The 12,830-nt window shown below is 39.1% G+C and carries 12 protein-coding genes and 2 pseudogenes; 7 read left to right on the forward strand and 7 right to left on the reverse strand.

Translation table 11 applies throughout. The features are described from left to right. The first annotated feature begins 255 nt into the window (after nt 1-255). The 3 genes from ACWYN3_RS16600 to ACWYN3_RS16610 are packed head-to-tail and all read left to right on the forward strand — an operon-like array spanning nt 256 to nt 1,774. A complete protein-coding gene (locus ACWYN3_RS16600) occupies nt 256-942 on the forward strand; it encodes a sulfatase-like hydrolase/transferase (RefSeq protein ID WP_456222129.1) in 687 nt (228 codons plus the stop codon). Beyond that, the gene (locus ACWYN3_RS16605) at nt 939-1,412 is read left to right on the forward strand and encodes a sulfatase-like hydrolase/transferase (RefSeq protein ID WP_456222130.1); all 474 of its coding nucleotides are present in this window, start codon (nt 939-941) and stop codon (nt 1,410-1,412) included. The genes ACWYN3_RS16600 and ACWYN3_RS16605 overlap by 4 nt, the downstream gene beginning before the upstream one ends. 26 nt (nt 1,413-1,438) lie before the next feature. Continuing rightward, the gene (locus ACWYN3_RS16610) at nt 1,439-1,774 is read left to right on the forward strand and encodes a hypothetical protein (RefSeq protein WP_456222131.1); all 336 of its coding nucleotides are present in this window, start codon (nt 1,439-1,441) and stop codon (nt 1,772-1,774) included. A 15-nt stretch (nt 1,775-1,789) separates the two neighbouring features. Here ACWYN3_RS16610 and ACWYN3_RS16615 read toward each other — a convergent pair whose 3' ends face one another. The 6 genes and pseudogenes from ACWYN3_RS16615 to ACWYN3_RS16640 form a co-directional block, all read right to left on the reverse strand. Then, a complete protein-coding gene (locus ACWYN3_RS16615; protein ID WP_456222132.1) occupies nt 1,790-2,188 on the reverse strand; it encodes a c-type cytochrome in 399 nt (132 codons plus the stop codon). A 146-nt stretch (nt 2,189-2,334) separates the two neighbouring features. Next, nucleotides 2,335-3,225 (reverse strand): cation diffusion facilitator family transporter, encoded by an 891-nt coding sequence (locus tag ACWYN3_RS16620; RefSeq protein WP_456222133.1) that lies wholly within the window; start codon nt 3,223-3,225, stop codon nt 2,335-2,337. Between the two features lie 44 nt (nt 3,226-3,269). Beyond that, complete coding sequence (locus ACWYN3_RS16625) at nt 3,270-4,463, reverse strand: efflux RND transporter periplasmic adaptor subunit (protein WP_456222134.1); 1,194 nt, start codon at nt 4,461-4,463, stop codon at nt 3,270-3,272. Between the two features lie 18 nt (nt 4,464-4,481). Then, nucleotides 4,482-5,705, reverse strand: a complete 1,224-nt coding sequence (locus ACWYN3_RS16630; RefSeq protein ID WP_456223046.1) for a TolC family protein — start codon at nt 5,703-5,705, stop codon at nt 4,482-4,484. A 114-nt stretch (nt 5,706-5,819) separates the two neighbouring features. After that, nucleotides 5,820-8,867 (reverse strand): annotated as a pseudogene (locus tag ACWYN3_RS16635) (efflux RND transporter permease subunit); the annotation flags it as partial. 136 nt (nt 8,868-9,003) lie between these two features. After that, nucleotides 9,004-9,309, reverse strand: a complete 306-nt coding sequence (locus tag ACWYN3_RS16640) for a DUF6660 family protein (protein ID WP_456222135.1) — start codon at nt 9,307-9,309, stop codon at nt 9,004-9,006. Nucleotides 9,310-9,451: 142 nt separating this feature from the next. Between ACWYN3_RS16640 and ACWYN3_RS16645 the strand changes: the two are divergent. The 4 genes and pseudogenes from ACWYN3_RS16645 (at nt 9,452) to ACWYN3_RS16660 (ending at nt 12,532) form a co-directional block, all read left to right on the forward strand. After that, nucleotides 9,452-10,474: pseudogene (locus ACWYN3_RS16645) on the forward strand (NRAMP family divalent metal transporter). Further along, nucleotides 10,423-10,758, forward strand: a complete 336-nt coding sequence (locus tag ACWYN3_RS16650; protein ID WP_456223047.1) for a divalent metal cation transporter — start codon at nt 10,423-10,425, stop codon at nt 10,756-10,758. Before ACWYN3_RS16645 ends, ACWYN3_RS16650 begins: the two are co-directional and overlap by 52 nt. Before the next feature lie 36 nt (nt 10,759-10,794). After that, nucleotides 10,795-11,502, forward strand: coding sequence for a hypothetical protein (locus ACWYN3_RS16655; protein WP_456222136.1), 708 nt, complete (start codon nt 10,795-10,797; stop codon nt 11,500-11,502). Beyond that, the gene (locus ACWYN3_RS16660; protein ID WP_456222137.1) at nt 11,399-12,532 is read left to right on the forward strand and encodes a mechanosensitive ion channel family protein; all 1,134 of its coding nucleotides are present in this window, start codon (nt 11,399-11,401) and stop codon (nt 12,530-12,532) included. The genes ACWYN3_RS16655 and ACWYN3_RS16660 overlap by 104 nt, the downstream gene beginning before the upstream one ends. 95 nt (nt 12,533-12,627) lie before the next feature. On the opposite strand, the gene ACWYN3_RS16665 is transcribed toward ACWYN3_RS16660, so the two are convergent. Beyond that, on the reverse strand, nt 12,628-12,777 hold the full coding sequence (locus tag ACWYN3_RS16665) for a hypothetical protein (RefSeq protein ID WP_456222138.1): 150 nt from the start codon (nt 12,775-12,777) through the stop codon (nt 12,628-12,630). Between the last annotated feature and the right edge of the window lie 53 nt (nt 12,778-12,830).

A 12,830-nucleotide genomic window follows, 5' to 3' on the forward strand; every position in this document is an offset into this window, starting at 1 on the left:
CCAGTTTCACAATACATAAATTAAGAACAATACAAGTGCTTTATGATTAAAGAATGTTGCTTACGAATATACAGACATTACATTTAATCAGAACTAAAAACTTAGGTAAACATCAAATATTATTAATTAATCCAGCTAGATTCTAATCCTGTAAGCCTGTATTTATAAATAAACAGGTTACGCAAACGTTTGCACAATGTTACGAACGTCTCCCTCTAAAGAAATCACTAGATTGAAAAACATTATGCCACAAAAATGAAAAGAACCTGTTTAAGTATTTTAATAACAGTATTGTCCTGTTTATCCGTCTTTGCTCAGCAAAAACACCCAAATGTAATTGTTATTTATGCAGATGATCTCGGCTATGGCGATGTAAGCTGTTATGGTGCAAAAAGTATCAAAACCCCTCATATAGACAGATTAGCTAAGAATGGACTTAGATTTACTGATGCACACGCAACAAGTGCAACCTGCACCCCTTCCCGCTTCTCTATTCTGACAGGCGTATATGCCTGGCGTAAAAAAGGGACAGGAATAGCTCCAGGAAATGCAGCTTTATTAATTGATACTACACAGATTACTCTGGCAAAAATATTTAAACAAACGGGATATACCACCTCTGCTATCGGTAAGTGGCACCTAGGCTTAGGCGGTAAAGGCGGGCCTGACTGGAACGGTGAAATTAAACCAGGGCCACAAGAACTTGGTTTTGACAAATCATATATCATCCCTGCTACTCTGGATAGGGTTCCCTGTGTAATTGTAGATGATCATCATGTTGAAAATTTTGATCCAAAGGATCCGATTACAGTTGATTATCATCAAAAAAAAACAGGTGACTGGCCAACGGGCAAAGCGCATCCTGAATTGCTAACGATGAAATCATCAAATGGCCATGATAAACGATCATCATTAATGGCATTGGCCGTATCGGATATATGACCGGAGGTAAAGCTGCGATCTGGGACGATTATACCTTAACAGAGAAGCTGACTAAGCAGGCTGAAAGCTTTATTGCAAAAAACAAAGAGAATCCATTTTTCATGTATTTCGCTTCCCCTAACATCCATGTTCCAAGAACACCTAATAAAATGTTTGCAGGTAAAAGTGGAATGGGGCCACGCGGAGACGTAATTTTAGAATTTGACTGGAGCGTAGGGCGCATTATGAAAACGCTCGATAGCCTTGGACTGACCAAAAAAACAATTATTATTTTAAGCAGCGATAACGGTCCTGTTGTCGATGATGGATATCAGGATGAAGCAGAGACCCTAATGGGTGGACATAAACCAGCAGGCCCCTTAAGAGGAGGTAAATACAGTGCTTTTGACGGAGGAACCCGCATTCCGTTTATTGTGAGCTGGCCTTCAGTTATAAAAAACGGGACAAGCAGTGCCTTAATTAGCAGGTAGATTTAGTCAGATCTTTTGCAGGTCTTTTGAATCAAAAACTGAATGCGGAACAGGCTTATGATAGTTTTGATATGAGCAATCAGCTTTTAGGAAAATCCAGGAGTAACCGTCCTTATCTGATCGAAGATGCATCTGGATTAGGAATAATTGTTGATAACTGGAAATATATTGACCCTAACAATGGGTCTGCTTATGATCATTCTACCAAAACCGAACTAGGCAACAGTAAAGAACCACAACTCTATAATTTATCATCTGATATTAATGAGCGTAAAAATCTTGCATTGCAATATCCTGATAAGGTTAAGTCATTGTCAGAGAAACTTCAGCAGATAAAAAGTGAACACGGTTATCATTTGTAATAGATCAAATGTATCTTACTTGTCTTCCGGATGCGCCTGTCCGCGATGGCAAGTAATACAGTTTACAGCAAGAACAGCTTTAGTATTATATACATCTTTGACATGAAAATCCTTCTTCTTATTAATACGATAAGTCATCTTCATCATTGACCTGGCAATGTCCTTTTCTGGTTTTGCGTCACTCGCGAAATCCAGATGTTTAGGATCATCCTGGCTGGCTGCATGGCAAAAGCTACACTTGACACCTAATGCTGCCTTAAACCCATCCATAACCTTATCCAGATCTTCATGACTGATATCTTTAGGAAGAACTTTAAGATTAGTGGCTTTTTTATCTTCTTTGGGCATAAATGCACTCAATAGAATAACAGTGCCTAATAGCACAGAGAGGGTAGCGATTGTTTTATATCTCATGACATTCAAATTACTTATACCTAATGTAAAAAATATTTTGACTTCCCATAACATGTATCCAATTCTTTACCACTATTTAGAAACATTCAAAGCCCCTTAATCAAATTGACGAGGGGCTTTGAATTTATAAAATATAAGCATGCAGCTTAAAGATGGGTTTGTTTCTCTTTAAAACCTGATTCTTCCAATTGAAGTGTAGTATGTGATATCTTAAAATTCTCAGTTATATGCTTCTGAAGGGCTGATAGGACCAACTTACCAGTAGTTCCTTCCTTTAAAACAATATGAGCGGTCATTGCATTTACACCAGATGTTAAAACCCATACATGCAGATCGTGCATATCTTCCACTCCTTCTACCTGTAGAATAGAACTGCGCAGTTCAGCCATGTTAATTTCTTTTGGTGTTCCTTCCAATAAAACCCCTATTGATTCTTTCAGTAAAATCCATGTTCTCGGTAAAATGAAAAGACCAATTCCGGCAGATAATAATGGATCTGCATAATACCAGCCGGTTGTCAGCATAATAATACCCGCAGCAATTACCCCTATCGAAGTCAGCATATCAGAAAGCACCTCAAAATAAGCACCTTTCATATTCAGACTTTCACTGGAACTTTTTCTAAGGATGACCATTCCCGCTACATTTACCAGTAAACCTACTGCTGCAACTATAATCATCTCCTTACTCTGAACTTCTGGAGGGTTAAGAAAACGCAGATAAGCCTCATAAAGTATATAAATCGAGATACCGATTAAAACTACTGCGTTTGCCAGTGCCGCTAATATTTCGGCCCTGTAATAACCATAAGTACGTTCTGCTGTCGCTTTGCGCTCCGCATAGTTTATCGCAATTAATGCCAGTGCTAAACCACCTACATCGGTCAGCATATGTCCGGCGTCTGCCAGTAAGGCCAGACTTTTAGTCATTACTCCACCAATAACCTCCACAATAAGGTACAAAAGCGTAAAGCCAAGTACAATTTTTAAACGGCCCTTATTTTTACTAGCCTGCGAAATAGTTCCTTCACGTTCCATAAAGCTATTTAGATTAATAATTTAATATTTATAAGGTGAAGAGATTACTCCTCCTCACTATTTTTCATCTTCGAGATTAAATCATAAGCTCCCTTTGTCACCACTTTTGATGTCGCAAGATTTAAACTTGCAGGGAGTTTAACTTCAACATAACCCGCATCCGCCGAACCTATAGTAACTTCTAAAAGCTGGAAATGATAATTAACTTCTTTTTTCTCTCCCTCACGCTGACCAGTTTGTATAAAGATGTATTTCTTACCTGCAAAATCAGCTATTGCAGATTCAGGCAAAGCATTTACCTCTTCCGTTCCCGTTTCAATCAATGCATTCAGATAAGCACCAGGTATCAGGTTCCTGCTTTGCGTATTGGCTACACAGTGAACCGTAACAGTCTTATCTTCATTTATTTCCCTTCCAACAAGTGTAACTGTTGCCGTACGTTCTTCAGCCTCATTTTGCAATGAAAAACGAACCTTCTGTCCTTTCTTTATTAAATCTACGTCTTTTTGAAATACCTTTAACTCAACGTGTAAATTAGCACTGTTTACAATCTCAAACATCACATCATTCGGACTTACAAACTTGCCTGAGTTTACATTGACCTTTGTTACATAGCCATTGATCGGTGCATAGATATTGATTGTACTACGGATATTACCAGGTGTTAAAGTAGCTGAGTTGATATTAATCAGCATCAAACGCTGTCTCAAAGCACTTTCTCTGGATAACATAGTTTGATACTGTGATTTGGCCTGCTGTAATACCTTTTGTGCATTGATATTCTGCTTAGCCAGCTCCTGCTGTCTTTTATATTCAGAATCGGCAAGTTCCAGCTGACTCTTATTTTCCAGATAATCCTGCTGCAATTGTACATATTCCTGATTTTGAAGCACAGCGATAACCTGTCCCTTATTGACAGTAGACCCTTGTAATAACGGAGTTGATTTCACAATCCCTCCCATTTGAGTCGTAATACTGATTAGATTTTCAGGTGGTACATCTATCGTACCATTGACTTTAAGGACACCGCTTATTGATTTTTTCTCCACCTGACCTAATGTAACCCCGCTCGCATTATATTGTGCAGTAGTTAACTCCACGGTATTAGGTTCTTCCTTAGCCGGAGCCTCAGTAGAAGCCTTACTTTCTGCCTCTTTTTTGTTTCCACACGAAACAAGAAATAACGTAGCGAAGGAAAGTATATAAACAGCCTGTTTGAATTCAATTACTCTTTTCATCTTATATTTTATCTTAAATTATTTTAAATCAATTAGATACTGAAGCGTATAAACCGATTGATTATATTGATTAATTGCTTGTAAATAGCTAAAGCGGATATCAGAATAAGTCCGTAAAGCCTGTGAAAATTCCAGATATCCTATATCTCCGCTTTGAAAAGCAATCTGCGACTGCTTTAAGATGAGATTAACATTTGGCAAAGCATTTTTCTCATAATAATCAATACTGTGTGAATTCTTCAGCAGATCCTGCTCAGCCTGTTTATATTGAGTCTGCAGATTTGTCTGGAACAAACTGAATTCATTCTGTGCAATCTGTTTTTCAATTTTGGCTGCCTTAATCCGGCCAGCAAATGGTTTGTAGAAGAGCGGAATGGATATACCAGCTTGTATACCTTGAAAGCGCTTTCCAGAACCAAAATACTGATCCTGCCCATTGATTGTTTGATTGCCAATAATAGACTGATTAAAATATCCGACAGTAAAATCAGGCCCTGCCTTAGCACGCTCCACTCTTAATGATTTATCAGCAATTTCTATCTGCTGCTGCTGTAAAGCCAGTAATGAGGTATTGACCAGGCTATCAGGAGCAACCTGATTCCAGCTTTCTTTCTTCAACTTCTCATTGCTAACGTCTATCGCTTCTTTCGTATTCAGCAGTCTTTGTAATTCTGAGCTGTAAATTGAAATATCAGCTAAATTTTTCTCCGACTGATTACGAACTTCATTCAATTGAGTTTCGGCAGTAGTACGTTCCAGCAGGTTAGTTTCACCCGTCTGATACCGCAGAGAAGATGCTTTCAGGAAGTTACTAAAGATAGAATCCTGACTTTTATACAATTTCTGAAGCGCCTTAAAATAACTCAGCTGTGCATAAGTACTTTTCACCTGACGTACCAGTTCATTTTGTGTAACCGAAAGATTTAACTCGCTGCTGCGAACCTGCGCATCATATAGATTACGCTGATTTTTAATCAATCCGGGAAATGGAATATTCTGCTGAACTGATATATTATTATCTCTTTTGATACTATTGAATTGTCCATACTGCAAATTCAGGTTCGTCTTCCCTAAATCAAATGCAGTACCTTTTATGGCCTGCTGTTTACTGATCTGTAGTTGTGACGATTTAATAGTCTGATTATTATTCAGTGCGATTTCAACAGCTTCCTGTACAGTTACAGGTCTGCCGTTTACCAGACTCTGAGCCCTGGTTTCCGAAGGGATGAAAGACAATCCCATCAGGAAAATAACCGCTACCGAAGTAACTGCCTTTTTACCTTTTTTGAAGTTTTCGAAATAAGTATATAACACGGGCAAAACGAGTAAAGTTAAAATAGTAGAAGTTAGTAAGCCCCCAATCACAACGGTCGCCAGAGGTTTCTGTACCTCAGCCCCCGCGGCAGTAGAAAGTGCCATAGGAAGAAATCCTAATGAAGCCACAGTAGCGGTCATTAAAACAGGTCTCAATCTGAGTGCTGTACCTTTGAGCACAATCTCTTTGAGATCGCTGATCCCACTAGCCTTCAACCTGTTAAACTCAGTGATCAGTACGATCCCATTTAATACAGCGACCCCAAACAGCGCGATAAAACCTACACCGGCAGAGATACTGAATGGCATCCCCCTCAGCAATAGCGCGAATACCCCGCCAATAGCAGCCATAGGAATAGCAGAAAAGATCAGGACAGATTGTTTTACTGATCCAAAAGAGAAATACAGTAATAATAAAATGAGTGATAAGGCAACCGGAACAGCAATTGACAAACGTTGTTTTGCTGCTTTTAGATTTTCAAACTGTCCACCGTAGGTGATATAATATCCAGGAGGCAATTTGATTTTCTCATTGATTTTTTGTTCGATCTCGTTAACAACTGTAGCAATATCCTGACCACGAACATTTAATCCGACGATGATTCTGCGTTTAGTATCTTCTCTCTGAATCTGATTTGGCCCGATCTTGAATTCTACAGCAGCCAGTTGAATCAGCGGGATTTTACCCCCGTTAGGTGCAGAAATATAAATGTTCTTCACATCATCTATCCCCTGTCTGTTTTGCTCAGACAAACGGACAACCATGTCGTACCGTCTTTCACCTTCATAAACCAACCCGGCAGACTGTCCTGCGAATGCAGAATTAATAGCCTGGTTAACAGTTTCAATATCTATTCCGTAACGGGCTAACTGATCCCTGTTTATTTTCACTACAATCTGCGGAAGACCGGTAGCCTGTTCCAGATACAAATCTTTTGCACCTTTAACCGTAGTCACTATTTTCCCGATTTTCTGAGAAATATCTGTCAGCGTCTGTAAATCATCACCAAATATCTTAATCCCGATATCCTGTCTTACACCCGAAATCAACTCGTTAGATCTCAGCTGTATCGGTTGCGAAAAACCAAAAGTAACACCAGTAACTTTATCCAGAGCTGCAGCCATTTTATCTGCTAATTCTTCTCTGGATTTTGTGGTCACCCAATCCTTTTTATCCTTTAAAATAATGGTTAAATCAGTAGCTTCCATCGGCATTGGATCTGTAGGGATTTCTGCAGAGCCAACCTTACCTACTACTTCTATCACTTCCGGAAACTCCTTTAACAAGATTTTAGAAGCCTGATTAACTTTATCAATCGTCTGACTCAGCGAGCTTCCTGTCAGTAAACGTGTCTCTACAGCGAAATCACCTTCTTCCAAAGTAGGGATAAACTCGCCTCCCATCCTGGTAAACAAGACTATACTGATAATCAGTAAAACTCCCGATAAAACAACAACCGTAACACGTTTACGTAAAGCACCATTGATTAACGGCGTATAATACTTCTGAAAGAAGTCCATCATCCGGTCAGAGAAATTCTTTTTAGTGACTGGTTTTTTTTTTTACTAAGCAGTAGTGATGACATCATTGGTACATAGGTCAGCGACAATAAGAACGCACCTAAAATAGCAAAGAAACACAGTTTGAGCCATCGGGCCGAACATTTTCCCTTCAATGCCGACAAGAGCAAGAATCGGAAGATATACGATTAGAATGATGATCTGTCCAAAAGCTGCCGCACTCATCATACGGGTAGCTGATTGCTCTACCTGTTCATCCATTTCATCCTGTGTCATCATTCTTGTCAGTTTACTGGCTCCAAGAAGGTGCATCGTAGCTTCTACAATAATCACGGCCCCATCGACAATCAAACCAAAGTCAATCGCCCCCAAACTCATCAGATTACCAGAAACGCCAAATACATTCATTAATGAAATAGCAAAAAGCATAGCCAGCGGAATCACTGATGCCACAACTATACCTGCCCTGAAATTACCCAGGAATAATACCAGCACAAAGATTACAATCAATGCCCCCTCAATCAGGTTTTTCGCTACCGTACCAATCGCACGGTCTACTAAAGCACTTCTGTCCAGGAATGCTTCTATAACAATACCATTAGGGAGGGTCTTATTGATCCTTGCAATTTTTTCTTTGACCTGTTTAACAACGTTATTGGCATTTGAGCCTTTTAACATCATCACAATACCACCTACTGCCTCTCCCTGACTTTTAGCTGTTGCACGTGTTAAAGCACCATAACGTATTGCATTTCCGATTCTAACATTAGCAATGTCACGAATCAAAACAGGAATTCCTGTACTTGTATTTCTAACTACAATTTTGTTAATGTCTTCTATATTTCCAACTAATCCTTCACTGCGGATAAAATAAGCATTGGGTTTTTTATCAATATATGCTCCACCTGTATTCTGATTATTTCTTTCCAGCGCTTTGAATACATCACTGATACTTAAATTATAACTATTCAGTTTGTTGGGGTCCATCGCAATCTCATATTGCTTTAACAATCCACCGAAACTGTTTACCTCAGCAATACCTGGTGTTCCAAGAAGCTGACGTCTGACAATCCAATCCTGAATACTTCGCAGCTCTCTTGCGTCATAGGTCTTTTCAAAGCCTGGTTTTGCATGAACTACATATTGATAGATCTCTCCTAATCCTGTTGAGATAGGTGAAATCTCAGGATTTCCAATTCCCTGGGGAATATTATTTTTAGCCTCAGATAGTTTTTCATTAACCTGTTGTCTTGCCCAGTAAATGTCTACATCATCGTGGAATACAATGGTTACTACCGAAAGGCCAAAACGGGAAATGGAACGCACCTGCTCAATTTCCGGAATGGTAGACATCGTTTGTTCAACGGGAAAGGTAATTAACCGCTCTACTTCTTCCGAAGCCAGAGAAGGGCTTAAAGTGATAACCTGTACCTGGTTATTTGTAATATCCGGTACAGCGTCAATGGGTAATTGTTTCAGTGAATATACCCCCCACGCAATCAGCGCCAGGGTAAACAGACCAATCACCAATTTATTCTGAATAGAAAATTTTATGATCTTACTTAGCATATCTTATTTATAATGAGATATCAAAAGATAATTCCCAAACGGAATAACCAAATCCTTTGATAAAAGCATTGATGGAATTATTAAATAATAATGAGCTATATCATGCTAATAGCATGTATAGAAAAATGAAGATGATTTAAGAGATCAGTTGTGGTGGCTGCCAGATCGGAAGATCGACAGTGATAAATTTTCCGGATAAATGCGCAGAAAGCACAGGAATATGATCCGCAAAAGGGCTAGAAATTATTAATGCATCTTTAATCACAGAAGCAGTTGAGCAACAGGCACAGTTACAAAAAGGACTGCAATTGTCATTGTTTCTTTCCGAATGATGCGCTTGTTCAATTTTAGTACTGCCATTCAAAGCGGGCATAGCATCACCACATGGCACTAAATTAAGCACCAGCACTAATACGATCCCTATGAATGATAATAATCTCATATAATTGATGAGACGAAGGTAATAAACAAATTATCTAATTGCACCATTTAATAAAACTATGCAATCAGATTGCAGCGTGATTAAAATTAAACAGCTTTTAATAAAGCAATAATAAGTATATTTATAAAACACCAGGCTAAATATGGATCTACCTCAAAACCCCAAACCGCGTAAAAAGAAGTTCTGGAAATTTTTAACGGTCTTAGGGCCTGGTTTGACTACAGGTGCAGCAGATGATGATCCCTCAGGAATTGCTACTTATTCCCAAACAGGTGCACAATTTGGCTATGGGCAATTGTGGACGGCACTTTATATGCTTCCATTTATGATTGCCGTACAGGAAGCTTGTGCCAGAATCGGAATGGTCAAAGGGAAAGGTATTGCAGCAGTAGTTAAAGAACATTACAGCCGCCGGGTACTTTATGCTGTAGTTGGTTTGGTAGTGGTTGCCAATACGATCAATATTGGTGCAGACATTGGGGCGATGGCCTCGGCTGCGCAACTATTAATACCAGTACATTTCGTCATACTCACTTTACTTTTTACGACTATAATCCTTTTACTGGAGATATTTACCAATTACAAAACCTATTCTAAAATTCTAAAATTCTGAAATGGCTTGCTTGCAATTTCTCTGCTTGCTTATCCAATTACGGTATTCATTGTAGATCAGCCCTGGCCAACGGTTTTAAGAGCCACTATTATTCCGCACTTTGAACTCAATTTTGCTTTTGTATTTATTATTACTGGTGTTCTTGGAACTACGATTTCGCCTTATATGTTCTTTTGGCAGGCATCTCAGGAAGCAGAAGAAGAAAACGAAAGACATCCTATAAAAGATGGCAGACTAATCAGCTGGAAAAGTATCAAGAATATGCGTATTGATAATACAGCAGGTATGATTATCTCTGAATTTACTACCTGGTGTATTCTACTGGTTGGGGCCACAGTATTACATGGAAGTGGTGTGCACGACATTAACACTGCCGCAGATGCAGCAAGAGCTTTAGAACCGCTGGTTCATTCCTTTCCCAATTCTGGCTTTCTCGCCAAGCTTATATTTTCTATTGGCATCATTGGCTTAGGCTTACTGGCCATACCAGTTCTTTCAGGATCAGCAGAGCTTATGCAGTATCCGAAGCTTTCAACTGGAAAGCAAGTTTAAATCTCAAATTAAGAAAAGCTTATGGGTTTTATGGCGTGATCATCATTGCTACATTGATTGGTTTAGCTATAAATTTCATAGGCATCGACCCTGTTAAAGCATTGGTCTATGCAGCTGTACTCAATGGTGTGGCAGCAGTACCTTTATTATTCCTGATTGGAAGAATAGCAATGAGCAAAGAAATAATGGGTGAGTACAAAAGTGGTCTGCTTTCTAATATTCTAGTCTGGATAACCTTCGTTGCTATGGGTGCAGCAGCTATCGCTATGTTTTACACTATTTAAGTATATTTACCCTGTTGAACTATCTCTCAAATCTTTATGATCAGAATTAAAATCTGCCTTTTTGTTGCTGTAATAGCACTATCCTTCTCTACTCATGCTCAGAATATTCAGGATACGGCCAAAAAAGATCAGCAAAATATCAACGAAGCTTTACTATTATTAAAAGATCAGCAGCAGCAAAAGATCGATTCATTGGTCAAAATCCAGTTAAAGAACGAACTGCAGTCTGCTGCGGGTAACAGTAAAAAGACAATAGAGTTAGAGAACAAACTACGTCAGATTGCCATCAGCGATTCTTTAAGGAAAATTCATCAGCTGGAGAAAATACAGGCCCTAAAGAAAAATGCAAAAGGATATCCGGTCATCCTGAACACAGATACTTTATTCTACATCTATGTTAGAACCGGTTCTTTTAATGCGTTGGAAAGAGCCGATGCTATTTCAAAAAAAATAGAGAAGCTCTATGATGACCCATTTTACAAAGCAGATTCACTAGCGATCAGTCCGAATGAGGATAGTTATGATTTAGTTTATAAAAACAACGACATTATCATGTCTGTAGCTAATCTTGACGGTTTATGGTTTGCTAAAAGTAACGAGGCTTTAGCTAAAGAATATCTGCAGAAGATCAAGCACAGTATTGAAGCCGAGAGGAAAGCGAATAGTCTGGTTAACTGGCTTAAAAAGAATAGGACTTGTCGTCTTAATTATTGTCCTGCTCACAGTTATTATTTCAGTAATTAACTTTCTTTTCAAACGAACAGCTTCGTTTTTATCTTCTAAACGTGAAAGCTATCTCCAGGTTTTAAAGATCAAAAACATCAAGATATTTACCCCGGAACATTTTGAAAAGGCCCTGCTCAGGTTAAATAACATCCTTCGCATAGCAGTAATCATATTGATCATTTACCTGTCTCTCCCTTTACTATTTAGTATATTTCCTGAAACTGAAGCCTGGACAGGTACATTGCTGGGCTGGATATTAAGCCCGATGAAAGCTGCCTTAAATGCGGTAGCACATTATCTTCCTAACCTGTTTACCGTAATTGTAATCTGTCTCATTTTCAAATATGCAATCCGCGGAATAAAGTACTTTTTTTACGAAATCAAACTAGGTGAGATTCAGCTTCGTGGCTTCCACGCTGACTGGGCAATTCCTACATTTAATATCCTGAATGTGCTTTATGCATTTATGCTCATTCTTATTTTCCCTTATTTGCCGGGTTCTGGCTCTCCCGCATTTCAGGGGGTATCCGTGTTTTTGGGAATTCTGATATCTCTGGGTTCTTCCAGTGCGATTACCAATATAGTTGCGGGATTAGTGATTACTTATATGCGCCCTTTTAGAATTGGGGACAGGGTAAAAATCGGAGACGTTGTTGGTGATGTCCTGGAAAAAACCATGCTGGTTACGCGAATCAAAACGATCAAAAATGAGGATATTACCGTTCCAAATTCCATGGTACTTTCCAGTAGTACCATAAACTATTCAAGCCATACGAAAAAGGAAAACCAGGGTTTAATTGTACACCAGACGCTTACTTTAGGTTATGATATTCCTTACAAGGATATTTATGACATGTTAACCAGAGCAGCATTAAAAACTGAATATATTCTGGAAGACCCAAAGCCTTTTGTATTGCAAACCAGTCTGGATGATTTTTATATTTCATACCAGAGATCAATGCCTATACCAGAGAAGCTAATAAACAAGCTGCAATTTATAGTAAACTATTTGAGAACATTCAGAATGAATTTAATGCTGCCGGAGTAGAAATTATGTCTCCGCACTACCGTGCTACGAGAGATGGAAGTCCGCCGGCAATGCCACCGGCTGCTGGTTAAATTTTAAGCTGAGGAATTTTAATTTTACCAGCTGCCCCCTGAGCCGCCGCCGCCACTGCTACCACCACCCCAGCTGCCACTGCTTGAAGAAGAACTACTGCTGCTACTGCTACTGCCAGAACCAGACGATCCGGAGTCGTTGTCTGAGCGTGAAACTACTGGGATTACAATCATTTGTATCAATTCCTCATAGCCACAATTTTCACAGGTACAGGCTTCTTTTCCTT

It is taken from the genome of Pedobacter sp. NJ-S-72, from assembly GCF_053890575.1.

Bases quoted from the DNA above. Each gene is read 5' to 3' on its own strand.
- ACWYN3_RS16600 (WP_456222129.1), top strand. From the start codon at position 256: ATGAAAAGAACCTGTTTAAGTATTTTAATAACAGTATTGTCCTGTTTA.
- ACWYN3_RS16605 (WP_456222130.1), top strand. From the start codon at position 939: ATGACCGGAGGTAAAGCTGCGATCTGGGACGATTATACCTTAACAGAG.
- ACWYN3_RS16615 (WP_456222132.1), bottom strand. From the start codon at position 2,188: ATGAGATATAAAACAATCGCTACCCTCTCTGTGCTATTAGGCACTGTT.
- ACWYN3_RS16620 (WP_456222133.1), bottom strand. From the start codon at position 3,225: ATGGAACGTGAAGGAACTATTTCGCAGGCTAGTAAAAATAAGGGCCGT.
- ACWYN3_RS16625 (WP_456222134.1), bottom strand. From the start codon at position 4,463: ATGAAAAGAGTAATTGAATTCAAACAGGCTGTTTATATACTTTCCTTC.
- ACWYN3_RS16630 (WP_456223046.1), bottom strand. From the start codon at position 5,705: ATGGGATTGTCTTTCATCCCTTCGGAAACCAGGGCTCAGAGTCTGGTA.
- ACWYN3_RS16640 (WP_456222135.1), bottom strand. From the start codon at position 9,309: ATGAGATTATTATCATTCATAGGGATCGTATTAGTGCTGGTGCTTAAT.
- ACWYN3_RS16655 (WP_456222136.1), top strand. From the start codon at position 10,795: ATGATCAGAATTAAAATCTGCCTTTTTGTTGCTGTAATAGCACTATCC.
- ACWYN3_RS16665 (WP_456222138.1), bottom strand. From the start codon at position 12,777: ATGATTGTAATCCCAGTAGTTTCACGCTCAGACAACGACTCCGGATCG.